Source organism: Micromonospora sp. CA-240977 (assembly GCF_050942285.1).
Lineage (GTDB): Bacteria > Actinomycetota > Actinomycetes > Mycobacteriales > Micromonosporaceae > Micromonospora.
Genome location: NZ_CP192055.1, coordinates 6,090,996 through 6,112,936, shown reverse-complemented (window position 1 = coordinate 6,112,936; position 21,941 = coordinate 6,090,996). Strand labels below are relative to the sequence as shown.

At 71.6% G+C, this 21,941-nt stretch carries 23 protein-coding genes and 1 pseudogene; 15 read left to right on the top strand and 9 right to left on the bottom strand.

Translation table 11 applies throughout. From position 1 onward, the window contains the following. Nucleotides 1-50: 50 nt before the first annotated feature. The 3 genes from ACQPWW_RS27650 to ACQPWW_RS27640 are packed head-to-tail and all read left to right on the top strand — an operon-like array spanning nucleotide 51 to nucleotide 2,021. The gene (locus ACQPWW_RS27650) at nucleotides 51-875 is read left to right on the top strand and encodes a hypothetical protein (RefSeq protein WP_433126551.1); all 825 of its coding nucleotides are present in this window, start codon (nucleotides 51-53) and stop codon (nucleotides 873-875) included. A gap of 31 nt (nucleotides 876-906) precedes the next feature. Continuing rightward, nucleotides 907-1,374 (top strand): phage holin family protein, encoded by a 468-nt coding sequence (locus tag ACQPWW_RS27645; protein WP_433126549.1) that lies wholly within the window; start codon nucleotides 907-909, stop codon nucleotides 1,372-1,374. Further along, complete coding sequence (locus ACQPWW_RS27640; protein WP_433126547.1) at nucleotides 1,371-2,021, top strand: DUF3618 domain-containing protein; 651 nt, start codon at nucleotides 1,371-1,373, stop codon at nucleotides 2,019-2,021. Before ACQPWW_RS27645 ends, ACQPWW_RS27640 begins: the two co-directional genes overlap by 4 nt. A gap of 72 nt (nucleotides 2,022-2,093) precedes the next feature. On the opposite strand, the gene ACQPWW_RS27635 is transcribed toward ACQPWW_RS27640, so the two are convergent. After that, the gene (locus tag ACQPWW_RS27635) at nucleotides 2,094-3,140 is read right to left on the bottom strand and encodes a glycosyltransferase (protein WP_433126545.1); all 1,047 of its coding nucleotides are present in this window, start codon (nucleotides 3,138-3,140) and stop codon (nucleotides 2,094-2,096) included. Between the two features lie 185 nt (nucleotides 3,141-3,325). Beyond that, on the bottom strand, nucleotides 3,326-4,573 hold the full coding sequence (locus tag ACQPWW_RS27630) for a cytochrome P450 (protein WP_433126543.1): 1,248 nt from the start codon (nucleotides 4,571-4,573) through the stop codon (nucleotides 3,326-3,328). Between the two features lie 161 nt (nucleotides 4,574-4,734). Here ACQPWW_RS27630 and ACQPWW_RS27625 point away from each other — a divergent pair, with 161 nt between their 5' ends. Then, nucleotides 4,735-5,136, top strand: coding sequence for a hypothetical protein (locus ACQPWW_RS27625; RefSeq protein WP_433126542.1), 402 nt, complete (start codon nucleotides 4,735-4,737; stop codon nucleotides 5,134-5,136). A 60-nt stretch (nucleotides 5,137-5,196) separates the two neighbouring features. On the opposite strand, the gene ACQPWW_RS27620 is transcribed toward ACQPWW_RS27625, so the two are convergent. Then, nucleotides 5,197-5,415: a DUF397 domain-containing protein gene (locus ACQPWW_RS27620; protein ID WP_030491749.1), complete on the bottom strand. Its 219-nt coding sequence runs from the start codon at nucleotides 5,413-5,415 to the stop codon at nucleotides 5,197-5,199. 69 nt (nucleotides 5,416-5,484) lie between these two features. Between ACQPWW_RS27620 and pepN the strand changes: the two genes are divergently transcribed. Beyond that, nucleotides 5,485-8,001 carry an aminopeptidase N gene (gene pepN / locus ACQPWW_RS27615; RefSeq protein ID WP_433126541.1) on the top strand — a complete coding sequence of 839 codons (2,517 nt, stop codon included), beginning with the start codon at nucleotides 5,485-5,487 and terminating at the stop codon, nucleotides 7,999-8,001. A gap of 70 nt (nucleotides 8,002-8,071) precedes the next feature. Here pepN and ACQPWW_RS27610 read toward each other — a convergent pair whose 3' ends face one another. Both ACQPWW_RS27610 and ACQPWW_RS27605 read right to left on the bottom strand, forming a co-directional pair. Next, a complete protein-coding gene (locus ACQPWW_RS27610; RefSeq protein ID WP_433126540.1) occupies nucleotides 8,072-9,283 on the bottom strand; it encodes an FAD-dependent monooxygenase in 1,212 nt (403 codons plus the stop codon). Nucleotides 9,284-9,442: 159 nt separating this feature from the next. Beyond that, complete coding sequence (locus tag ACQPWW_RS27605; protein ID WP_433126539.1) at nucleotides 9,443-10,105, bottom strand: PadR family transcriptional regulator; 663 nt, start codon at nucleotides 10,103-10,105, stop codon at nucleotides 9,443-9,445. A 139-nt stretch (nucleotides 10,106-10,244) separates the two neighbouring features. Here ACQPWW_RS27605 and nadD point away from each other — a divergent pair, with 139 nt between their 5' ends. From nadD to ACQPWW_RS27580, 5 genes are all read left to right on the top strand, one after another. Continuing rightward, the gene (gene nadD, locus ACQPWW_RS27600) at nucleotides 10,245-10,841 is read left to right on the top strand and encodes a nicotinate-nucleotide adenylyltransferase (protein ID WP_357244230.1); all 597 of its coding nucleotides are present in this window, start codon (nucleotides 10,245-10,247) and stop codon (nucleotides 10,839-10,841) included. A gap of 110 nt (nucleotides 10,842-10,951) precedes the next feature. Then, nucleotides 10,952-11,359, top strand: coding sequence for a ribosome silencing factor (gene rsfS / locus ACQPWW_RS27595; protein ID WP_357412070.1), 408 nt, complete (start codon nucleotides 10,952-10,954; stop codon nucleotides 11,357-11,359). Further along, complete coding sequence (locus ACQPWW_RS27590) at nucleotides 11,356-12,015, top strand: histidine phosphatase family protein (RefSeq protein ID WP_433126537.1); 660 nt, start codon at nucleotides 11,356-11,358, stop codon at nucleotides 12,013-12,015. Before rsfS ends, ACQPWW_RS27590 begins: the two co-directional genes overlap by 4 nt. Nucleotides 12,016-12,063: 48 nt before the next feature. Continuing rightward, entirely contained in the window at nucleotides 12,064-12,918 is an 855-nt protein-coding gene (locus ACQPWW_RS27585) for a DegV family protein (RefSeq protein ID WP_433126536.1), read from the top strand. A 3-nt stretch (nucleotides 12,919-12,921) separates the two neighbouring features. Beyond that, on the top strand, nucleotides 12,922-13,695 hold the full coding sequence (locus ACQPWW_RS27580; protein ID WP_433126535.1) for an SDR family NAD(P)-dependent oxidoreductase: 774 nt from the start codon (nucleotides 12,922-12,924) through the stop codon (nucleotides 13,693-13,695). Between the two features lie 19 nt (nucleotides 13,696-13,714). Here the strand turns inward: ACQPWW_RS27580 and ACQPWW_RS27575 are convergent, their stop codons facing one another. Beyond that, nucleotides 13,715-13,936 carry a GntR family transcriptional regulator gene (locus ACQPWW_RS27575; RefSeq protein ID WP_203178714.1) on the bottom strand — a complete coding sequence of 74 codons (222 nt, stop codon included), beginning with the start codon at nucleotides 13,934-13,936 and terminating at the stop codon, nucleotides 13,715-13,717. A gap of 232 nt (nucleotides 13,937-14,168) precedes the next feature. Between ACQPWW_RS27575 and ACQPWW_RS27570 the strand changes: the two genes are divergently transcribed. Both ACQPWW_RS27570 and ACQPWW_RS27565 read left to right on the top strand, forming a co-directional pair. Next, entirely contained in the window at nucleotides 14,169-14,372 is a 204-nt protein-coding gene (locus ACQPWW_RS27570; protein WP_433126534.1) for a hypothetical protein, read from the top strand. Between the two features lie 198 nt (nucleotides 14,373-14,570). Then, nucleotides 14,571-14,975: a VOC family protein gene (locus ACQPWW_RS27565; protein WP_433126533.1), complete on the top strand. Its 405-nt coding sequence runs from the start codon at nucleotides 14,571-14,573 to the stop codon at nucleotides 14,973-14,975. Nucleotides 14,976-15,217: 242 nt separating this feature from the next. Here the strand turns inward: ACQPWW_RS27565 and ACQPWW_RS27560 are convergent, their stop codons facing one another. Further along, complete coding sequence (locus ACQPWW_RS27560; protein ID WP_433126532.1) at nucleotides 15,218-15,541, bottom strand: hypothetical protein; 324 nt, start codon at nucleotides 15,539-15,541, stop codon at nucleotides 15,218-15,220. Between the two features lie 100 nt (nucleotides 15,542-15,641). Further along, on the bottom strand, nucleotides 15,642-16,085 hold the full coding sequence (locus ACQPWW_RS27555) for an integrase (protein ID WP_433126530.1): 444 nt from the start codon (nucleotides 16,083-16,085) through the stop codon (nucleotides 15,642-15,644). 197 nt (nucleotides 16,086-16,282) lie between these two features. Between ACQPWW_RS27555 and ACQPWW_RS27550 the strand changes: the two genes are divergently transcribed. The 3 genes and pseudogenes from ACQPWW_RS27550 to ACQPWW_RS27540 all read left to right on the top strand — a co-directional run bounded on the left by ACQPWW_RS27550 (nucleotide 16,283) and on the right by ACQPWW_RS27540 (nucleotide 20,867). Beyond that, on the top strand, nucleotides 16,283-17,098 hold the full coding sequence (locus ACQPWW_RS27550) for a helix-hairpin-helix domain-containing protein (protein WP_433126528.1): 816 nt from the start codon (nucleotides 16,283-16,285) through the stop codon (nucleotides 17,096-17,098). Further along, a pseudogene (locus tag ACQPWW_RS27545) lies at nucleotides 17,095-19,290 on the top strand (ComEC/Rec2 family competence protein); the annotation flags it as partial. The gene ACQPWW_RS27550 and the pseudogene ACQPWW_RS27545, both read left to right, overlap by 4 nt. Nucleotides 19,291-19,346: 56 nt before the next feature. Then, nucleotides 19,347-20,867 (top strand): recombinase family protein, encoded by a 1,521-nt coding sequence (locus tag ACQPWW_RS27540; RefSeq protein ID WP_425698905.1) that lies wholly within the window; start codon nucleotides 19,347-19,349, stop codon nucleotides 20,865-20,867. A gap of 48 nt (nucleotides 20,868-20,915) precedes the next feature. On the opposite strand, the gene ACQPWW_RS27535 is transcribed toward ACQPWW_RS27540, so the two are convergent. Further along, nucleotides 20,916-21,431 carry a hypothetical protein gene (locus ACQPWW_RS27535; RefSeq protein WP_433126526.1) on the bottom strand — a complete coding sequence of 172 codons (516 nt, stop codon included), beginning with the start codon at nucleotides 21,429-21,431 and terminating at the stop codon, nucleotides 20,916-20,918. Nucleotides 21,432-21,941: the final 510 nt, after the last annotated feature.

The following is a 21,941-nucleotide window of genomic DNA, read 5'->3' as shown; positions in this document are numbered from 1 at the left end:
CCGCATCCCCCCAGCACAACCGCTACGACTTTCTGAGCGGAAGGGAAATCATGTCTTACGATCTTTCACCTACGTCTTCCACCACGTACGGCCAGGAGTCGACGAACGGCGGTGGCGTTCGCGACCAGGTCCGCCAGGTCGGTTCCGAGGCGGCGCAGGCGGGCGGCGCGGTCGCCCAGACCGCCAAGGAGCAGGGCACCGAGGTCGGCCGCGAGGCGGCCCGGCAGGCCCGCAACCTGTACGGCGAGACCCGCACCCAACTCGCCAGCCAGGCTGGTGAGCAGCAGCGCCGGGCCGCCGGTGGACTGCGTTCGCTGGCCGACGAGATGCGCTCGATGGCCGAGCAGGGTGGTCAGGCGGGTCCGGTGACCGAGCTGGCCCGGCAGGCCGCCGACCGGGTGCACGGCGTCGCCGGCTGGCTCGATCAGCGCGAGCCCGGCGACCTGATCACCGAGGTACGCGATTACGCGCGCCGCAACCCGGGCACCTTCCTGGTCGGCGCGGCGGTCCTCGGCGTGTTGGCCGGCCGGCTGACCCGCGGCGTCTCCGCCGCTGGCGACGACTCCGGCAACGGGTCCTCGACCTACCGGGGCGCGGGGGCGTACGACCCGGAGCAGACCGCCGTCATCCCGACGCCGCCGCCGGCGCCCCGCGCGGTGCCGGACGCCGTCCCGACGGGCGGCTACCTCGACCCGACCCCCGGCACGCACACCGAGCCGGCGTCCGGCGGGTACGCCGACCCGACGCCCGGCGGGTACGCCGACCCCCGTGGGGACGGCTACCCGGAGCACTCCGGCACCGGGCAGCCGCTGCCGCCGGTACAGCAGACCGACCCGCTGCCGGGCGTTCCGTCCAGCGGCACCCCCCGCCCGTGAGCCGCCGAGTCATCCGAAGGGAGGCGACGGCATGACCACGCCGACGCAGGGGTCCGGCCTGGGCTCCGGATACCACCCCGACGCGGGTGCCCCGCACACCGCGGCGGAGGTGAAGGGCAGCTCCATCGGTGAGCTGATGCGCCAGGTGACGAGTGACCTGTCGACGCTGATGCGTCAGGAGGTCGAGCTGGCCAAGGCCGAGATCCGCCAGGAGGGCAAGAAGGCCGGCAAGGCCGCCGGGCTCTTCGGCGGCGCCGGCTTCGGCGGCTACATGGTGGCGCTCTTCGTGTCCATCGCCGTGTGGCAGTTCCTGGACAACGTCATGGACTCCGGCCTGGCCGCCCTGATCGTGGCCGTCATCTGGGCCGTGGTCGCCGCGGTCCTCTACTCCATGGCGAAGAAGAACGCCCAGCACGTACGCGGGCTCAAGCAGACAAACGACAGCGTGCAGCGGATCCCCGACGCGCTCAAGCCGCACCCGGAGGGAGTGACCCGATGAGCACCGATCCCGATCAGATCCGCCGCGAGATCGAAGCCACCCGTAACAGCCTCAGCTCCGATGTGGACGCGCTGGCGTACAAGGTCAGCCCCAGCCGCATCGTCGACGACCGCAAGCAGCGGGCCCGTTCCGCTCTGCAGAATGTGAGGGACAAGGTCATGGGAACCGCGTCTGACCTCGGCCACGGCACCGGCCACGCGGCCCACTCGGTGGGCGACCGCGCCTCGTCGGCGGCCTCCAGCGTCGGCGACGCCGCGCACTCGGCGGCGAGCACCGTCAGCGACGCCGCGCACAGCGCGCCACGGGTGATCCGGCAGAAGTCCCAGGGCAACCCTCTCGCCGCCGGCCTGATCGCGTTCGGGGTCGGCTGGCTGGCCTCGTCGCTGATCCCGGCCTCCCGCCGCGAGCAGCAGGCCGCGACCCAGCTCAAGGAGCGGGTCGGCGAGCACAGCGGTGCGGTGAAGGAGAAGCTGGGACAGGTGGCCAGCGAGCTCAAGGAGGAGCTGCGCGAGCCCGCCCAGCAGGCCGCCGAGTCGGTGCGGTCCACCGCCCAGGACGCCGTGCACGCGGTCAAGGACGACAGCCGGTCGGCCGCGCACGACGTCAAGGACCAGGCCCAGCAGGCCCGGCACCAGGTCAGCCCCTGACCCCACCGCCGCGCCACCGCCGACAGCTCACGGGCACTCCGGTGCCCGTGAGCTGTCGTGTGTACGGGCTCGTCAGCGCACTGGGCTCGAGGCGCGGAGGGCCCGGGTGGGGTGGGAGGCGTGGCGGATGCGGGTGTCGCCGTAGCGGACGCCGCCGAGCAGGAACCGTTGGGCCACCGCCAGCCAGCCGCACACCCCGCGCTCCAACAGCCAGAGTGGGGCCGCCAGCGCCGTGGTCGGCGGGAACACCCGGTCGCCGCCGGCGCGACGACGACCCGCCTCGGCCAGGGCGACCACCCCGGCCGCCGCGCCGAGCAGCAGCCGGGGCCGGCGCGACGCGACCGCCGCCGCCAGCCCCGGCAGGACCGCCAGCGCGGTCAGCAGGCGAGCCGGCTGGGCCAGGTCGTCGTACGCCTGCCGGACCCGTTGGCCACGGAAGTGCGCGGCATCCGGCGGCAGTCGGCGGACGTACAGCCAGGCCGGCCTGGCCTCGGCACCGCCGTACCGGCGCACCGTACGGATCAGCTCCAGGTTCTCGAAGAGCACATCCGGGTCGTACCCGCCCATGGCGAGGAAGGTGCTGCGCCGCACCGCGAGGGTGCCCGGGTAGTCGTCTCCGAGTGCCCGGTTGAGCAGCGTCCGGCCGGTGTCCCACCAGGCGTGCCAGGGCAGCGGGTCGAAGTAGTTCTGCGGTCGCACCAGATCGACCCGGCCCAGCAGCCGGTGCACGGCGGTCAGCCCGGCCTCGTCGTACCGGACGTCGTCGTCGGCGATCACCACGTGCTCGTGGCCTGCCGCGCGTACCCCGGTGCGTACGCCGAGCACCTTGCCGTTGAGTCCGCGAGCGGTGGCGTCGGGCGGGAGGTGCCGGACCAGGCCTCGCCAGGCGTCGGCGTGCCGCGCGAACACCTCCGGTGCGGATCCGTCCACCACGATCACCTCGACCCGGTCGGCCAGCCACCGCAGGTAACCGGTCAACTCGGCAAGGCCCGTGTCGGCGTGCCAGCGCAGCGGCAGCACGTACGTCATCGGCAGGTGGACCGGCGACGCGCCGGCGCGGTCGACGCCTCCATCGCGCGCGGCGCGCCGGGCGTCAGCGGGTGTGCTGAACAAGGACATCGACGTGCCTCCTCGCCAGGACGGCGGTGAACCGGTGCCTGAGCAGCACCTGCCCGCATTCCCGCCGATCAAACGGACCCGGTGTGTCGACCGGCGGACGCCGGGTGACGCGGCCGGAAAGAGCTGTCCGTCCCCGGATGTCCGGGTGGAGGAGACGAGATGCGCGGTGCTCGGCGAGGCGGAGGTCAGGCGGTGCGGCGCACGTTGGTGAGGGTCAGACCGAGGGGCGGCAGTGCCGGCATCCGGTGCAGGTCCAGGGCCAGGTCCTGGACGGGAACGTCGTAGCGCATGGTGGTGGTCAGGTTGGTGACCGCCCGCTTCATCAGGTCGATGGTGATCCACTCGCCAGCGCACCGGTGCCCGGCCCAGTGGTCACCGCCGCCCTGCGGGATCAGCTCGAACGGGTCCACGCGTCGGCCGGCGAACCGCTCCGGGCGGAACAGCTCCGGTTCCGGCCAGAGGGTCGGGTGGTGGTTGGTGCCGTACAGGTCGAGCAGCACCCGCCGGCCCCGGGGAAAGTGGTGGCCCTGCCAGTCGAAGGAGTGCCGGACCCGGGCCGCCGCCATCGGGAAGAACGGGTAGTAGCGGCGTACCTCCTGGACGAAGTTCCCGGTGGCCTCGCCGTCGCCGCGAACCCGCTCCCGCCAGCCCGGATGGTCGTGCAGGGCGAGCGCGGCGAACGCGATGTACTGGTCCACTGCGACCACCGGCCGCAGCACGTTGAGCAACTCCACCGCCGCGACCCGCCGGGGGAGGAGCCGGCCCTGCCGGTCCCGGTGCTCGGCGATCACGGCCAGGGCGCTCCCGGGCGGCGCGGTGAGGAGACCGACCCGGGCCCGTTCGATGAGGTCGGCGAGCCAGCGTTCGGCGCGGTGCCGGGCGAACCGGCCCCGCCAGTGCCGGAGGCCGACCACCGCCGGACCTTCGATCATCGCGTGCAGTTCGACGGTGCGCCGCTGAACCTGCGACGTGGGCAGCGGCACCCCGGCCCACGCGCAGACCACCTGGGTCAGCAGGCGGCCCAGCTCGTCGTAGAGCGACAGCGGCCCGGCGGCCTCCCAGGCGGGGATCCGGGCCTGCCACGCGTCGTCGAAGAGCTGGCCGAGATGCTGGATGGCGGTCGGCGTCATGATCGACATCAGCATGGCCTTGCGCTCGGCGTGCGCGGGTCCGTCCAACCCCTGCACGCCCCGCCGACCGGTGAGGGTCCGCTGCACCCGCAGCGGCATGGCGGTCGCGCGTTGGAAGCGTTCGGTGTCGTAGAACAGCTCCGCCGCCGGCCGGCCCCGTAGGCAGATGGTCGGTGCGAGCAGGATCCGGGTCTGGAAGACGTCGCTGCCGTACCGCTCGCAGCGTGCCCCGATGAACCGGTAGCCGGTGCGGAGCAACGCGAGCGTGCTGTCCGGGCTGCGGTCGGCCGGCATCGTCGCCATCGGGTCTCCTCACGCGCGGGTCCGGCCGGTCACCACCGGGCCGGTTGCGGGTACCCCCGTCGTCGCCGCTGAATCCCCGCGCCGACGGCACGCCGGCTGGCCCCTCCCAGGAGCCGCGGAACCTGGTTTGCTGCTGGTGGGGCAACCACGGGGGAGGGCGGATGCGCGACAACACATCACCGCACTGGCGGCAGCGGCGAACGGTCGGGGCACTGGGCGGAGGCCGTGACCCGGGGCCACTGATCGGCCCGCCGAGGCGGCCCGTCCGGCCGCACCGATTCTTCACCGTGCACCTGGGCTTCACCGCGCCGACCGTCGGCGAGGCCCGCGAGCTGGCCGTGGCGTACGCGGAGGCGTTGACCCTGCTCCGCCCGGAGGTGGCGCTCGGCGCGGCGGCCCTGTCGCCGGCCGACGCCTGGCAGCGGGCCGAGCGGCTGTTCTGCGGTGCGATCGGCCCGGACGGCGACCGCTGCGTCGACGTGGCCGATCATCCGGGCTTCCACCACGCCCCGGGGCCCGGCGGTCTCGGTTGGGGTGACGGTGACGGCCCGGCCGGTGGCTGACCGCCAACCCGGGGATCGCCGGCCCCGGGTTGGCGGCCCCCGCACACCGGCGGGGCGCGATCAGTCCAGGTCGAACTCGCCGTCCTGTGCGCCGGCCACGAACGCGTCCCACTCGGCCTGCGTGAAGACCAGCACCGGCCCTTCGGGCTCGGCCGAGTTGCGCATCCCGATCAGGTCGTCGACGAAGGCGACCTCGACGGCGCTGTCGGAGGTGTCCCCTTCGGCCCGCTGCCAGACCGCCCGAGAGAGGTCGAAGTCGCCCTTGGGGTGCTGCGCCATGGTTCTTTCCTCCAGTGCCGAGGGTCGTGTGGTGACCGAGTGTCGATCCCCATCGGGCAGGATAAGCGGATGCCGAGCCTGACCCGTGTAGAGGCGACCGCGCGTGGCGCGGCGATTACCGTCGAGTCCTATCAGGTGGACCTCGACCTGACCGCCGGCGCGGAGCTGTTCGGCTCCCGCGTCGAGATCCGGTTCCGGGCGACCCCCGGCACCGCGACGTTCGCCGAGGTCAAGCCCGCCACACTGCTGGCGGTACGCCTCAACGACCGCGACCTCGACACCGACCTGCTGACCGACAACCGACTGCCGCTCACCGACCTGGCCGCGACGAACACGCTTGTCGTCGAGGCCGAGATGACGTACTCCAACGCGGGCGAGGGGATGCACCGTTTCGTCGACCCGGCCGACGGCGAGACGTACCTCTACGCGGTGAGCTTTCTCGACAACGTGCAACGCATCTTCGCCGCGTTCGACCAGCCCGACCTCAAGGCTCCCATCACCCTCTCGGTGACCGCTCCGCCGGACTGGACGGTCTCCGGCAACGCCGAGGTGGCCGCCAGACCGACGCCCGGTCGCTGGGAGTTCGCCCCCAGCGCGCCGCTTGCCACGTACTTCTTCTCGCTGATCGCCGGCCCGTACCACGTGCGGCGGGCCGAGCACGACGGCGTGCCGCTGGGCATCTACTGCCGTCGGTCGCTTGCCGAGCACCTGGATGCCGACGCCGAGGAGATCTTCACCGTCACCCGGCAGTGCCTGGACCGGTTCCACCAGCTCTTCACCGAGCGCTACCCGTTCGGCAAGTACGACCAGGCGTTCGTGCCGGAGTTCAACGCCGGCGCCATGGAAAACCCGGGCATCGTCACCTTCCGCGACGACTACGTGTTCCGCTCGGCGGTCACCGACACGCAGCGCGAGCAGCGGGCCACCACCATCGCCCACGAGATGGCGCACATGTGGTTCGGTGACCTGGTCACCATGCGCTGGTGGGACGACCTGTGGTTGAACGAGTCCTTCGCGGAATACCTGGGCACCCGGGTCACCTTCGAGGCGACCCGCTTCGGGCAGGCCTGGACGACCTTCGCCCTGCGCCGCAAGGCCTGGGGGTACGCGGCCGACCAGCGGCCCTCCACCCACCCGGTCGCGCCGGAGGAGGTGGCCGACGCCGACGAGGCTCTGCTCAACTTCGACGGCATCTCGTACGCCAAGGGCGCCAGCGTGCTGCGGCAGCTTGTCGCGTGGCTCGGCGACGAGGCGTTCCTGGCCGGCCTGAACGCGCACTTCGCCGAGCACCGCTTCGGCAACGCCACGCTCGCCGACCTGCTGGTCAGTCTCTCCACCGCCAGCGGCCGGGACCTGTCCGGTTGGGCCGAGGTGTGGTTGCGCCGGCCGCAGGTCAACACCCTGCGCGCCGAGGTCGCCGTCGACGCCGACGGCCGCTACACCGACGTGGCAGTGGTGCAGACCGCACCGGTTTCCCACCCGGTGCTGCGCCCGCACCGGATCGGCGTGGGCCGCTACTCGGTGGACGGCGCCGTGCGGCGCGACGAGATCGACATCGACCCCGCCGTCGACGGCGGCCGGACCGTGTTGGAGGCGCTTGTCGGCACGCCGGCGGCCCGGCTCCTGCTCCTCAACGACGGCGACCTCACCTTCGCCAAGGTGCGCCTCGACCCGGCGTCGGCGGACGCGGTGGCGCTGCTGCTGCCCGGCATGGCCGACCCGCTCACCCGGGCGCTCCTCTGGTCCGAGGCGCTGGACGCGGCGACCGACGGGGAGCGGCCGGTGATCGGCCTGGTCGACCTGATGGTCGCCGCGCTGCCCACCGAGACCGAGGTGATCATCGCGGAGGACGTGCTCACGCTCAGCCGGTCGCTTGTGGACCGCTACCTCGACCCGCTGACCCGGTCCGCGGCGCTGGCCCGGGTCGCCGGGGCGTGCCAGCGGCTGCTCGACGGCGCGCCGGCGGGGGAGTCGTTGCAGTTGGCCGCGGCGCGGGGGTGGATCGCCGCGACCACCGACGCGGACCTGCTCGTCGGCTGGCTCGCCGGCCGCGACGTGCCGGCCGGCCTGCGGGTCGACGCGGAGCTGCGCTGGGCGGTGCTGCGCCGGTTGGTGGTGCTGGGTGCCGCCGGAGAGGCGGAGATCGCCGTCGAGGCGGCCGCCGACAACAGCTCCACGGGCGCGGAGCGGGCCGCCCGCTGCCGGGCCGCCCTGCCCGATCCGGTCGCGAAGAAGGCCGCCTGGGACATCATCGTGCGGGACACCGAGCTGTCCAACCGACTGCTGGAGGCGACCGCCGAGGGGTTCTGGCAACCCGAGCAGGCCGAGCTGACCGCCGCGTACGTCGAGCGGTACTTCACGGACATGCCGTCGGCCGCGCGTCGGCGTACCCCGTGGACCGCCGACCAGGTGGCGAAGCTGGCGTTTCCCCGCTACGCCGTGGCGCAGCCGACCCGGGAGGCGGCCGCGGCGCTGCTGGCCCGCGACGACCTGACCCCCGGCCTGCGCCGGGTGGTCACCGACGCCGACGACGACCTGCGCCGCGCGCTTGTCGCCCGCACGGCGGTGGCCGCCGCGGCGGGGTGAGACCGGAGGCGTTCACGGTGCGGCTGGGCGGGGCGCGGGGTGGCGGCTGGGCCACCCCGCGCCCGGCGGCTCAGCGCAGCGCGAGCTCCGTCGTGACCGGGGCGTCCCAGTCGATGACGTAGCGCTGTTCGTGGGCGATGGTCTTCTCCGGGTCCATCACCGTGCGCACCATCAGCGGCATCAGCAGCGGCATCAGCGTCCGGGCGACCGGCCCCGGCGCCTTGGCACTGTTGATCCGGGCCGCGCGGGCGGCGACCTTCTCCACCCTGGCCCGGCGCAGCCGCACGTACGCGGAGAACGCCGCCTCCACGTCCGGCAGGTCACGCAGGCAGCGGGCGAGTTGCACCGCACTCTCGACGGCCAGCGACGCACCCTGCCCGGAGCTGTTCGACGGCGCGTGCACCGCGTCGCCGACAAGCACCATCCGGCCCCGGTGCCAGTGCGGCACGGGCGGCATGATCTGCAACGAGCCGGCCACCTGGAGTGCGTCGGCGTCGCTGGTCGCCATCAGCTCGCGGCCCGGGTCGTCGTCGCCGTAGCTGGTCCGCAACGTCTCCATCCACTCTCGCGCCGGCACCGCACGGGCCTCGACGAGGCTCATCGGCCGCTGCTGCGGCAGGTTGGCGCCCCACCGGGTGCCGCCGCCGGGCTCCGGCCAGTACAGGTAGTAGCCCCGTTGCCCGAACGCGAACGTCATGGTGCCAGGCTCGCCCACCTCGTGCCGGGCGACCGCCTCGAAGCTGAGCAGGCCGGTGAACCGGGGGCCGGGCGCGGCCGGGTCGATGAGCCGACGGACCGTGGACCGGATGCCGTCCGCGCCGACGAGGATGTCGGCGGTGGCGCTGCTGCCGTCCTCGAACCGGGCCGTCACGCCGCTGTCGGTCTGCTCGGCGTCGACGAGCCGTTTGCCGTACGCGAACGGGATGCCATCGGCGACCGCCCGGTCGTGCAGCACCCGGTGCAGCTCGGCCCGGTGCACCACCCGCAGCGGCGGCACTCCGGCCAGCGTGGGCAGGTCGATGCGGCGACGGCCCACGGCCATCACGCTGCGCTCGATCGGGGTGGCGATCGCCGTCACCGCCTCGTCCGCGCCGACCATGCGCAACGCCGCCACGCCGTTGGGCGCGAGGGCGAGGGTGCCGCCGATGCCGCCGACCCCGCTGGCCGTGGCGGGGTACGCCTCGTAGACGGTGGCGGTGATGCCGGCTCGGCGCAGCGCGAGCGCCGTCACCGGTCCGGCGATGCCGCCGCCGATGACGATCGCGGTTCGTACCGTGGTCATTGTCTCTCCCTGGGTGTGGTCGGTTCGTGCGCGTGCGAACCGACCTGGGAGGGAGCCCGGCTATCCTCTGGTTGCCGCTTCGGGCCGGGTGCCTTCCCAGGTGTCGGTTCGAGGTAAGGGCTCCGGCGGGGTGTTGGCGCACCCCGCCGGAGCCGTTTGTCAGTCGGTGGTCTCCGTGGTCGGGGTGCTGGTCCTCTCGGCCAGCCCGGCCAGCTCGGCAGGCATCTCGCCGGTCTCGTGGAAGGCCCGCCAGGTGTCCAGCCCCGGATAGCTGCCCGAGGTCAGCTCGGCGAGCAGGGCACGCAGCCAGGTCGCCTCCGCGGTCCGCAGGGCCAGGTCGTACTCCGACTCGACAAGGAACAGCCGCGGGATCTCCCGCAGGTGGCCGTCGAGCGTCTCGCGGTCCCGCCGGAGCGCGTCGTCAAGCAGGTCGAGCCGCTGACGGAGCAGGTCGGTGGCCTCGTCGGGGTGCAGCGCGGCGAGGACGGACAACCCGGCCCGGAAGCGGGGATGCTCCGGCATCGGGGTGGCCACCAGCTCACGGGCCCAGTCGACAAGCTCGGCGCGCCCCGCGTCGGTGATCCGGTAGACGGTGCGTTCCGGGCGTCGGCCCTCCCGAACGCTCTCCACCGCGTCGATCAGGTGGTGTTTGTCCAGGTTGCGGATCACCGTGTAGAAGGAGCCCCACTTGAACTCCATGTCCTGGTCCTTGCCCCAGGCACGCAGCGCGGTGGCGATCTCGTACGGGTGCATCGGCCGCTGGACCAGGGCGGACAGCACGGCCAACGCAAGCAGGTTGCTGACCTTGCGCCGCTTCGGCACGACACCCTCCACGCTCGCTCGCGAACAACTACTCGTCGGCGAGTATACGCGTGCGAGCACTCCCGCCGCGACCCTGACGTGGCGCGGCCCTCACCCGGGCCGGGGGCGCCGGTCCCGACGGCCGGCCTACGATCATCGGGTGGAGGAAGATATCCGGCGGATCGGGATCATGGGTGGCACCTTCGACCCGATCCACCACGGCCACCTCGTCGCGGCCAGTGAGGTCGCGGACCGGTTCGGCCTGGACGAGGTGGTCTTCGTCCCGACCGGGCAGCCGTGGCAGAAGGCCGACGAACCGGTCAGCCCGGCCGAGGACCGGTACCTGATGACTGTCATCGCCACCGCCTCCAACCCCCGCTTCCAGGTCAGTCGGGTCGACATCGACCGCAGTGGGCCGACCTACACCGTCGACACGCTGCGCGACCTCCAGGCCGAGTACGGCCCCAAGGTGCAGCTGTTCTTCATCACCGGCGCGGACGCCCTGCAACGCATCCTGTCCTGGAAGGATCTGGACGAGATCTTCGAGCTGGCCCACTTCATCGGGGTGACGCGGCCCGGCTTCCCGCTGACCGACAAGCACCTGCCGGCGGACACTGTCAGCCTGATCCAGGTGCCCGCGATGTCCATCTCGTCGACCGACTGCCGCGCGCGGGTGGCCCGAGGTGAGCCGGTCTGGTATCTGGTGCCCGACGGTGTGGTGCAGTACATCGCCAAGCGGAGCCTCTATCAACGCTGACCGCGCCAGGTTCCGGCTGGTTTGTGCGGTTAACCGACCAGAACTGCGCGGTCGCGGCGTCGCCGGGTATGAGACGCTTGGAGGATCGCACGCTTGATCGAAGGAGAACGGTGACAGTTTCCGAACGCGCCCACGAGCTGGCAATGGCGGCCGCCCAGGCCGCCGCCGACAAGAAGGCGCAGGACATCACGATCATCGACGTCGGCGACCAGCTCGCCATCACCGACGCGTTCGTGCTCGCCGCTGCCCCGAACGAGCGTCAGGTGCTGGCCATCGTGGACGCCATCGAGGAGAGCCTGCTCGAGCTGCCGGACAAGGCCAAGCCGGTGCGGCGCGAGGGCGAGCGTGGTGGCCGTTGGGTGCTGCTCGACTACGTCGACATCGTGGTGCACGTCCAGCACACGGAGGAGCGGGAGTTCTACGGGCTCGACCGCCTCTGGAAGGACTGCCCCACCATCCCGTTCGTCGATCGCGACCTGGTCGAGGCCGACGCCAGCGGGTCCGCCGCCGCCGAATGACCCGACTGATCATCTGGCGGCACGGCAACACCGACTGGAACGCCGCCAACCGCGTCCAGGGGCAGACCGACGTACCCCTCAACGAGCTGGGTCGCGACCAGGCCCGCGCCGCCGCGCCGCTGCTCGCGGCGCTGCGGCCCGACGCCATCGTGGCCAGCGACCTGAGCCGCGCCGTGGAGACCGCAGCCGCGCTCGCCGCGTTGACGGGGCTCCCGGTTCGCACCGACGCCCGACTCCGCGAACGGCACTTCGGTCAGTGGCAGGGCCTGCACCTCACCGAGGTCGCCGAGCGCTTCCCCGAGGAGTACGCCCGCTGGCGGGCCGGCGACCCCGCCCCGGGCGCCGACCTGGAGCCCCTGCACGACCTCGGCGAGCGGGTCGGCACCGCGTTGCGGGAGGCGGCCGACGCGACACCGGGCGGCACTGTGGTGATCGCCACCCACGGCGGCGGCTCCCGGCAGGGCATCGGTCACCTGCTCGGCTGGGACACCGGCGTGCTGCGCACCATCGGTTCCCTGGCCAACTGCCACTGGAGCGAGCTACGGCACGACGACCGCGCGCCGGCGATCGGGCGTCCGCAGGACGTCAGTGGCTGGCAGTTGCGGGCGCACAACGTCGGCCTGGTCACCGCTCCGGTCGCCGTCGACGCGATCTGAGCGCTCGCGCCTCGGCGTTGGAGCCCTCGATCGGCTAGCGTGCCGGGCATGCCCGTCGCGGTCGTCATCGACTCCACCGCCTATCTGCCGCCTGAGCTGTTGCAGGCGCACCGGCTGACCGTGGTCCCGTTGACCGTCGTGCTCAACGGCGCGGAGGGGCTGGAGGGGGTGGAAACCCAGCCGGCCGACGCCACAGTGGCGCTGAGCGCCCGGCGGGTCACTGCCACCACCTCCCGCCCGGCGCCGGACCAGTTCGCCCGGACGTACCGGCAACTGCTCGACGCCGGCGCGGACGGGATCGTCTCGGTGCACATCTCCGCCGCGCTGTCCGGCACGGTCGAGGCCGCCCGCCTGGCCGCTGCCGACCTGGACGGCCGGGTCCAGGTCGTGGACAGCCGCTCCGCCGGCATGGGGCTGGGCTTCCCGGCCATCGCGGCCGCCACCGCCGCCGAGGTCGGCGTCGACCTCGCCGGGGTACGCGACGCGGCGCTCGCCGCGGTCGCCCGCACCACCGTCTTCTTCTACGTCGACACGCTGGAGTTCCTCCGCCGAGGCGGCCGGATCAACGCGGCCGAGGCGCTGTTCGGCACCGCCCTGTCCGTCAAGCCGATCATGCACATGCCGGACGGGGCGATCGTGCTGCGCGAGAAGGTCCGCACCGCCAGCCGGGGGGTGGCCCGGCTCGTGGACCTGGCCGTCGAGGTGGCCGGGGACGACGACGTGGATCTCGGGGTGCACCACCTGGCCGCGCCGCAACGGGCCGAGGCGCTGCGGACCGCGCTTACCGAACGGCTCGGTGACCGGCTGCACGACACGTACGTCTCCGAGGCGGGCGCGGTCGTCGCCGCGCACGCCGGCCCGGGGCTGGCCTGCGTGGTCGTCCACCGCCGACCGGAGCGCTGAGCGGTGCCCACGTCGTGTGTGGTGACCGGCGGTGGTCGCGGTGTCGGCCGGGCCGTGGTGGAACGCCTGGTGGCGACCGGTGCCACAGTCGTCGTGTTGGAGCGCGACGCCGACGCGGCCGACTGGCTGACCGGGCACCCGGCCGCCGACCGACTCGTCGCGGTGTTCGGGGACGCCGCCGACGAGCGGGTGGCCGAGCACGCCGCCGAGCTGGCCGAACGCGCCGCGCCCCTGACCGGCTGGGTGAACAACGCGGCGGTGTTCCGCGACGCCGCGCTGCACTCCGCCTCGGCCGACACGGTCCTGGACCTGATCGGGCTGAACCTGCGCCCGGCCGTGGTGGGCGCGGCGGTGGCCGTCCGCCGGTTCCTGGCCCGCGCCGCCGGCGGCGCGATCGTCAACGTCTCGTCGCACCAGGCCCGCCGGCCCGTGTCGGGCGCCCTGCCGTACGCGACGGCGAAGGCCGCCGTGGAGGGGCTGACCCGCGCGCTGGCCGTCGAGTACGGCAAGTACGGCATCCGCGCGAACGCGGTAGCGCTCGGCTCGATCGCCACCGAGCGGCACACCGAATTTCTGGCCGCGCAGGAGCCCACCCAGGCCCAGTGGATCGACGCCGAGTTGAATCGGCTGCACCCGGTGGGCCGGATCGGGCGGGTCGACGAGGTGGCCGAGGCTGTCGCGTACCTGCTGTCACCGGCGGCGAGCTTCGTCAACGGGGTGATCCTGCCGGTGGACGGGGGACGAGCCGTGCTCGGCCTCGACCCGGAGGCCCGCTGACAACGGACCGTTCGTGCCGTTAACTGTCGGCGACGAAGACGCCCTGCCCCTGCTGACCGTAGACCAGGTTCCGCTCGTGCAACTCCTTGACGGCTCGGTAGGCCGTGGAGCGCGCCACGTTGTAGAGCTCACCGATTTCGGACACCGATGGCAGTTGTTGGCCCGGCGAGTATTCGCCCGAGCGGATCTTCTGCTCGATGTCGTCCGCCACGCGGCGGTAGTGCGGTGGTCTCGTCGGCATGATCGATTCTCCTGGACTTCAGCAGAGATCATGTTTCCAGCCCGGCTGTGATCGAGACAAGGCGACAACACGGCAAAGTGGAGATAGTGAGAACTTGACTACACTGAGACAGTGGCTACAGTGAGACGGTGACCCGATTCTCCTGGACTTCAGCACTCCGGAGATGTCTGGTCTGCCCGCCCTGAGGTTCCCTCCGGGCGGGCTACTTCGGATCGCGGGGAAGGCGCCGACCATGCCCATCGATGAACCCGTATCCGCTGCGACCGAACTGTTCATGGCTGAACGTGTACTTAATGCTCACTGGACTCGGGCGATCGTCCGCCCGTGGCGGGCAGGTGGGTGCCTGGAGTGCCGCGGACGCAACGACTGCCGGCAACTCGACTGGGCGCTGACGGTCATGGCGGACGTCGCTTCGGTCATGTTTCAAAAGCCGTGAATGACCGCGCCCACGCCGTCGTGTTAGCCTCCGTGCGCGCCCCAGATGGGCCTACCCCCCGGAGGTTCTGGCTACTTCAGCCACCACGCCGAGATCGACGCGATGCGCGCGTCTCTCGTGCGGGATCCGGGGCGTCGGCGCCCTCGGGGCTTCGTCATCGGTGTGGCTGGCTGAATGCTGTGGGCCTCCGGTCGGGTCATGGGATCGACCGGGAAGAAGACGGTACGCATGACAGTCACGTTCAACCACACCATCATCGCCAGCAGGGACAAGCACGCGTCGGCCGCGTTCTACCGGGAGCTGTTCGAGCTGCCGGAGGCGCCGTCGTGGGGGCCGTTCGTCAACGTCCTGCTGGACGAGGGTGTGTTGCTCCAGTTCGCCGAGCCGCCGGTGGACATCCAGATGCAGCACTACGCGTTTCTGGTCGACGACGAGTTGTTCGCCCGATGCCTGGCGTTTGTCGAGGGGCGCGGCATCACCTACTGGGCCGACCCGCAGCGGAAGCGGGAGGGTGAGACCAACACCGAGCACGGTGGACGGGGCTTCTACTTCATGGACCCGGCGGGCCACGCGATCGAGATCATCACCCGGCCGTACCTGTAGTGCGCGGGGTTGGCGGCACCACCCATCGCGCCCTGGTTGAGTAAGTCCTGACTGAGGACGCGACTGCGGACGCAGTGGAGGGCGCTCGGCAACCGCTGTGGCTGCCCGCCATCTCGATGTGCCGGTGAGCGGTATACCTCAGAGGTATGAATATGACTCTGAGGTATACCGCTCCCTACCGCATCCGCCCCCAACGAGGTGACCGCCGGCCGCCGCCCGAGCCAGGGTGAGGAATTACTCGTCTAGAACGCCTCCTCGGCCACCCCGCTGTAGCCGCGTAGCCCGTGCTGCCGAGCCAGCTCGTAGATACCGTCGAGCTGGTCGAGCATCCCTACCGGGAGGGTGAGCAGCACGTACTTCGCCACATCGTCGGGTGCGTCGGCAAGGTCGTGTTCGGTCGGTTCGAGGACGTCCACCAGATCGGGCCAGCGCGACAACAACTCGCCCCGGAAGCGGGTGACGTCGGGGTGCGGTTCGAGGGGATCGGTCGCCCCGTCGGCCAAACCGTCATAGATCTCGCCGGGGTCGCCCACGCCGACCTTCCAGAACGCGAAATCACTGCTCACGATGATGCTCCCGGGCTGCTCGGACGGTGACCGGTCACCCCGGCCGCCTGCGATCATGGCGCGGCGAGTCAATACTCCAGGTCGGCGCCCTCGGCTCTGCCTAGCAGCCCGCCGGCCGTCGGTCTTGCTGCTGAGCCTCGTAGGCGCGGGCCACCTGCGCCGTGGGGTCCGCGCTCTCGGCCGTGCGCACGGGGTCAGCCAGCAGGAAACCCGGCAGCGAGAACCGGGCGCCATGTTCGCGCTCGGACAGCACGAACGTTCCGCCTCGCCGCTCTGGCTGCCAACCGTTCTCCAGCGCATAGCTGATGACTGCCCGTACGTCGACGGGCGTGGGATAGCTGCCGTCTGTCGCACACGCCCCCCACGGCGAGGGTCCGGTGATCGACAGCAGGTCCACCTCGAGTTTCTGGCTGGTCTTGCCGTCGCCCCAGACGCGAACGCGGATGCCCCGGTGGCAGTCGCCGCTGCCCGGCACGCAGTGAATCACCGCGCGCCACACAAAGGTGCGCCCGTCGATTCGTATCCGCCGCAGTCGAGTCCGCACTCAGCCCACCTCCGCCGTGGAATCTTTGCCGATCCACCGGGCCCACGCCAGCGTTTTCGATGCCTGGTGCGGCCGGGCGCCGCTGAGACCGCTAGCAGATTTGTGCTTGATCAGGGCGTTGTCCACAGTGGCGTCGGTTATCCACAGCGCGCCGCCGCCGCACCCCACCGCCTTCGCCGTCGCCGTAGCGTCGCCCTGTGTCGCACGACGAGGAGACCGAGGTACGCCAGCGCCTGCGCCGGCTGACGGACGCGCCGCTTGACGTGTCATCACCCCCGGCCGGGGCGCCGCTCGTGGGCGTACCTCTGGCCGGGGTGCTGCCATCCCGGGCCGGGGCGCCGGTGGCGGAGCCGGACGCGGGCGTACCCCTTGCCGTGGAAGGCTCGGCGACCCCGCGGCTGTCCGGCCCTGGCGCGTTCGACCCAGGGCGACGCGGTGTGCGGGCGCTGGCTGTCGTCGCGGCGGTGGTGGTGCTGGCCGCCGCCGGGTGGGCCTGGCGGTCCCGGCCGCACGCCGAGCCGGTCGCACCACTGGGCAGCGAGGCCACAGTGACCACTCCGGCAAGCGACCTCAGCGCGTCCGGCTCCGGGGAGCTGGTGGTGGCCGTCGCGGGCAAGGTCCGCAAGCCCGGGTTGGTGCGGTTGCCGGCCGGGTCCCGGCTCGCCGACGCGGTGCAGGCGGCCGGCGGCCCGCTTCCCGGGGTCGACGTGGCGTTGCTCAATCCCGCTCGCAAGGTCACCGACGGCGAGTTGATCGTGGTTGGGGTGACGCCGCCGCCGGTGCCGGGCGGGCCGGCGGCGGGCGGGACGGCACCGGCCACCGGGCCACTGAACCTCAACACCGCCACACTGGCGCAGCTCGACGCGCTGCCCGGGGTCGGGCCGGTGCTCGCCCAGCGCATCCTCGACCACCGGGACCAGCACGGCGGGTTCAAGGCCGTCGGCGACCTGCGTCAGGTCGACGGGATCGGGGACGCACGGTACGAGCAGCTCAAGGACCTGGTGACGGTATGAGCCGCCCTGCCACCGGCAACCCGTCGCCGCCCGGCGACGCCTTGAGCGGCGCCCGGCACCAGACCTCGCCACCGGATCTGCGGCTCGCCGGGCTGGCCGTGGCCGCCTGGCTCACCGCGCTCGCCGGCCTGCATCTCGGCACCCGTTCGCTGCTGCTGGTGGCCGCAGTGGCGACCATCCTGACCGCGTGCACCGCCCTGCACCTGCTCGGGCGCCTCGGGCGTCCTCGGGCCGCCGCACGCCGCTACGGCTGGATCACCGTCGCGGTCGGCCTCGGCGTGGTCTGCGCGGTGGCGGCCACCGCAGCTCAGCTCGCCATCCGGGACACACCGCCGATCCGTGCCCTGGCCGAGCAACGCGCTCTGGTCACCGCTGAGGTGGTGGTCCGGGACGATCCGCGCCCGATCCGTTCCGCCGGGCGACCGGGGATGCTGCTGGTGCCGAGCGAACTGGTCCGGCTCACCGACCCCGATGGCCGCCGAATCCACGCCTCGGTGCGGCTGCTCGTCCTCGCCACCGACCCGACCTGGCGCGGGCTGCTACCCGGGCAACGCCTCACCGCCGACGGTCGGCTCGGCCTTCCGCGCGGTGGCGACCTCACCGCGGCCGTGCTCAGCACCAACGGCCCGCCGCGGCGGCACGGTGAGTCGTCCTGGGCGCAGCGCGCCGCCGGCACCCTGCGGGCCGGTCTGCAACGGGCCTGCGCGCCGCTGCCCGACGATCCGGGCGGGCTGCTGCCGGGGCTGGTCGTGGGAGACACCAGCCGACTGCCGGCCGCCGTCGAGGAGGACTTCCAGGCCACCGGGATGACTCATCTCAATGCCGTGTCGGGGAGCAATGTGGCAATCGTGGTCGGCGCGGTGTTGTTGCTGGCTCGGTGGGCGCGCGCCGGTCCGTGGCTCGCCGTCGGGCTCTGCGCAGTGGCGCTGGTGGGCTTCGTCATCCTGGTTCGCCCGTCGCCGAGCGTCGTACGGGCCGCGACGATGGGGGCGATCGGGCTCGCCGCGCTTGCCGCCGGTCGTCCCCGCGCCGCGCTGCCCGCGTTGGCCGCCGCCGTCACCGTGCTGGTCCTGGTCGATCCCGAGCTGGCCGGGGATCCCGGGTTCGCGCTCTCCGTCCTGGCGACCGGTGGTCTGTTGCTGCTCGCGCCGCGTTGGCGGGACGGGCTGCGGCGGCGCGGCGTGCCGCCCGGCCTGGCGGAGGCGCTGGCCGTCCCGGCGGCCGCGCAACTGGCGTGCGGGCCGGTCGTCGCCGGCATCTCCGGCACTGTCAGCCTGGTGGCGGTGCCCGCCAACCTGCTGGCGGTGCCGGCCATCGCGCCGGCGACCGTGCTGGGCGTGCTGGCGGCCATGGTGTCGCCGTTCTGGCCGGCCGGCGCCGAGTTCGTCGCGTGGCTGGCGAGTTGGCCGGCGTGGTGGCTCGTGGTCATCGCCCGACAGGGCACCCGACTGCCGGGCGGCACCCTGCCGTGGCCCGGCGGGGTGCCGGGGGCACTGCTGCTGACCGTGTTGACGGTCGCCCTGCTGGTCGCGGTGCGCCGGCCCGTCGTGCGCCGGCTGGTGGCAGTGGTCGGCGTCGCCGCAGTGCTGGGCGCCCTTCCGGTGCGGTTGGCGTCGTCAGGCTGGCCGCCGACGGGTTGGGTGGTGGTGGCCTGTGCGGTGGGTCAGGGCGATGCCCTGGTGCTGCCGGTCAGCGCCGGCCGGGCGGTGGTGGTGGACGCCGGGCCGGAGCCGAGCGCGGTGGACGGTTGCCTGCGTCGGCTCGGCGTACGCGAGGTGCCGCTGCTGGTGGTCAGCCACTTCCACGCCGACCACGTCGCTGGAGTGGCCGGGGTGTTCCGGGGGCGACGGGTGAACGCCGTGCTGGTGCCGTCCTCGACGGATCCGGAGAGCGGGCGGGATTTGGTCCGGGCGGCGGCGACCGCCGGACGGGCTGCGCTGCTCACCACCGTGGCCGGCGCGCGTCACCCGATCGGGGGCGTCGACCTGCTGGTGCTCGGTCCGCCGTATCCGCTGGCCGGCACCAGGTCCGACCCGAACAACAACTCGCTGGTGTTGCGCGCCACGGTGGGCGGAGTGCGGATCCTGCTGCCCGGGGACGCCGAGACCGAGGAGCAGCACGCGTTGCTGACGCGGACGACGCCCGACCAGTTACGGGCGGACGTGTTGAAGGTCGCGCATCACGGGTCGGCGTGATGTCCTAGACTACCGGCCTTAATCAAGATCGGCAATCAAGGGGGCAGCGAGACATGCGAGCGGCCATCTACCTGCGCATCTCCAAGGACAGGACCGGAGAAGCGGAGGGCGTGGAGCGCCAGCTTGAGGACTGTCTTGCCTTGGTCGCAGTCAAGGGCTGGACCCTAGTCGAGACGTACACCGACAACGACACTTCGGCCGTCACCAGTCGGCGTCGCAAGGGATTCGATGCCCTCATGCATGCGGTCGAGCTGAAGGCTGTGGACGTCATCGTGACGTGGAACGCCGACCGGTTGTACCGGACGCCGGGCGATCGCCTGCGGGTGATCGAGGTGTGCCGGAGCAGCGGCGTATCTCTCCACCCGGTGCGGGGTAGCGGCATCGACATGGCTACCCCTAACGGCCGGATGGTGGCCGGCATGCTCGGTGAGGCGGCATGGGCGGAGGTCGAGAACAAGAGCGAGCGTCAGAGGCGAGCGAACCGGCAAGCGGCTGAGAAGGGCAAGCCATGGCTGACAGGGCCACGTCCGTTCGGTTACGAGCGCCAGGGCGGCACGTTAGTGCCCCACGAGAAGGAAGCCCCGCTGCTGCGTGACGCCTTCTCCCTGATTACCTCGGGCGCCTCGCTCAACTCGGTTACCAAGATGCTCCATCGGTCCGGTCTCAGAACCACGCTCGGCAACGAGTGGCGGCACAACAACGTGCGGGTGATGCTCCTCAACCCGCTCTATGCGGCGCTCCGGGCATACGCGGAGATGCCTCCGCTCGGGTCCAGTCTGACTGCTCGCTCCCGACCCCGCTATGAGGATCGAACGCTGATCCAGGGCAACTGGGAGCCGTTGATTTCAGAAGACGTGTGGCGCGCATCTGTTGCCGTGCTGCGCGACCCTGCCCGGACTACGAACGTAGGCAACTTCTCTACCGTGCGCTGGCTCGGCAGCAACCTCTACCGGTGCTCCCGCTGCGGTGACGCGGCCGGCACCGACGCGGATCAGAAGCGGACCGGAGAGCCGGTCATGGCGGTTAACTGGACGAACCCGAAGCGGAGCGGCGAGCGTGGACAGCGGATCTACAAGTGCAAGCGATGCTTTATCAGCAGGCGGGCCGACCAGGTGGACGAGTTCGTGGAAGCGTTAGTCGCTGCTCGGCTCGACCGTGGCGATGCCTCCGACCTGGTCGCTTCCGAGACCTCAGATGACGGGCTCGACGTGGTGGGACTAAACGCTAAGGCGGTGGAGCTGCGGGCCAGGCTAGATGTGCTGGCGGACAGCCTCGGCGATGGCGAGATGACGCGGGACCAGTTCGCCCGAGCGAACCGCCGAGCGCAGGACCAGCTTGCGGAGGTTGAGGCACAACTTGCCGAAGCAGGACGTACTGACGTTCTGGCCGGCCTTCGAGGACCAGGGGCGGGGCAGCGCTGGCTCACCTCGGACGACATCCGTTGGCGGCGAGCGGTGCTCGCTGCGTTGGTCGAAGTAGCTCTCCGCCCTGCGCCGACCGGCCGCCCCAAGAGGGGAGCCGAGATTGACCCTGAGAGCGTCATCATCCGGTGGCGTGGTGGCGTCGGAAGCTGACGAGCCGACAGCGGAAGCGCCAGGCCTCCCTGCCGCCGCCCTTGGTGCCTATTCGATGCTCCCCTGCCGCTGCCGGGCGGCACGTAGCCGCGTCTTGAGGGTGTCCTTCGGAATACCCATTACCTCGGCGATGAGGTTCAACGGCTCGGGGTAACCCATGCCGGTGACCTCTTCAAAGAGCTGCAGGAGCCCGGTGTAATAGACGGACCCGCCCTGCCGAGGGCCCTCGGGTAGTTGGCTCACCCGCTCCTTCACGTGCGCGCGTACAACCTCACTGAAGGTCTTCATGCCGTGCTCTTCGTTCATCTGCGCCGTCATGTCGCGTAGATGCTGCTCAAGCCTGCGCAGCACTCCCGAGTTGATCCCTCGCTGGCGCACCTCGGGGGAGGCGTCATCGCTGAGCCGAATCACCACCTCGCGGGGACCATCGGAGGCCGTCTCGTTCGGCTGGCCCCACCAGCGGCCTTCGATAATCCAACCGCTGTCCTCCCGCGCAGCTTCGATAGCCCACCCGGGTGGGGGTTGAAGTTGCGTGATCCAACGTGCTGGCTCGTTCCCAATCATGTCCAGATTGTCTCTGTCACACTCTGTCGTGTCAACCCCTCCATGTCAGACCCGGGCTTGACATGGTCGGGTTGGAGGCTTTACCTTGTTCATATCGCAAGAGATGGCGCGCTGCTCTTCCTTATGGAGGGCCGGGCGTCGCCGGCGGAAGGAGGTTCAGTGAGGTCCGCCTGACCTCGTATTAGGAAGGAGCAGCACCGCAGTGGAGCAAGCAACAACCAAGACGCGGGGCGCCGACTGGCGCTCCCACGTAAGCCGCCTCGTAGACGAGGCTCCGCCGTTCACCCCAGAAATCAAGGCCCGCCTGCGAGGGCTGTTCGCGGGTGTAGCCCGATGATCGCGGGTTATGAAGCGGCTGGACCTTATCGATCCGGCATCGGCCACCCGGTGCCTTGTGCTGCTCTGGCGTCGAATCCGAAACGAGCCTCGGTGCCATGTCACGCAGAACGCGCAGCCTGTGCACCGTTGGCAAGACGTTCCCTATCGCCATGCGCTTCAGGAAGTCCGTCC

Bases quoted from the DNA above. Each gene is read 5' to 3' on its own strand.
- ACQPWW_RS27575 (WP_203178714.1), bottom strand. From the start codon at position 13,936: ATGCCGACGAGACCACCGCACTACCGCCGCGTGGCGGACGACATCGAG.
- ACQPWW_RS27620 (WP_030491749.1), bottom strand. From the start codon at position 5,415: ATGGCGCAGCACCCCAAGGGCGACTTCGACCTCTCTCGGGCGGTCTGG.
- ACQPWW_RS27650 (WP_433126551.1), top strand. From the start codon at position 51: ATGTCTTACGATCTTTCACCTACGTCTTCCACCACGTACGGCCAGGAG.
- ACQPWW_RS27570 (WP_433126534.1), top strand. From the start codon at position 14,169: ATGCCCATCGATGAACCCGTATCCGCTGCGACCGAACTGTTCATGGCT.
- ACQPWW_RS27645 (WP_433126549.1), top strand. From the start codon at position 907: ATGACCACGCCGACGCAGGGGTCCGGCCTGGGCTCCGGATACCACCCC.
- ACQPWW_RS27610 (WP_433126540.1), bottom strand. From the start codon at position 9,283: ATGACCACGGTACGAACCGCGATCGTCATCGGCGGCGGCATCGCCGGA.
- ACQPWW_RS27535 (WP_433126526.1), bottom strand. From the start codon at position 21,431: ATGATTGGGAACGAGCCAGCACGTTGGATCACGCAACTTCAACCCCCA.
- ACQPWW_RS27640 (WP_433126547.1), top strand. From the start codon at position 1,371: ATGAGCACCGATCCCGATCAGATCCGCCGCGAGATCGAAGCCACCCGT.
- ACQPWW_RS27565 (WP_433126533.1), top strand. From the start codon at position 14,571: ATGGGATCGACCGGGAAGAAGACGGTACGCATGACAGTCACGTTCAAC.
- pepN (WP_433126541.1), top strand. From the start codon at position 5,485: ATGCCGAGCCTGACCCGTGTAGAGGCGACCGCGCGTGGCGCGGCGATT.
- ACQPWW_RS27585 (WP_433126536.1), top strand. From the start codon at position 12,064: ATGCCCGTCGCGGTCGTCATCGACTCCACCGCCTATCTGCCGCCTGAG.
- ACQPWW_RS27635 (WP_433126545.1), bottom strand. From the start codon at position 3,140: ATGTCCTTGTTCAGCACACCCGCTGACGCCCGGCGCGCCGCGCGCGAT.
- ACQPWW_RS27540 (WP_425698905.1), top strand. From the start codon at position 19,347: ATGCGAGCGGCCATCTACCTGCGCATCTCCAAGGACAGGACCGGAGAA.
- ACQPWW_RS27630 (WP_433126543.1), bottom strand. From the start codon at position 4,573: ATGGCGACGATGCCGGCCGACCGCAGCCCGGACAGCACGCTCGCGTTG.
- ACQPWW_RS27590 (WP_433126537.1), top strand. From the start codon at position 11,356: ATGACCCGACTGATCATCTGGCGGCACGGCAACACCGACTGGAACGCC.
- ACQPWW_RS27625 (WP_433126542.1), top strand. From the start codon at position 4,735: ATGCGCGACAACACATCACCGCACTGGCGGCAGCGGCGAACGGTCGGG.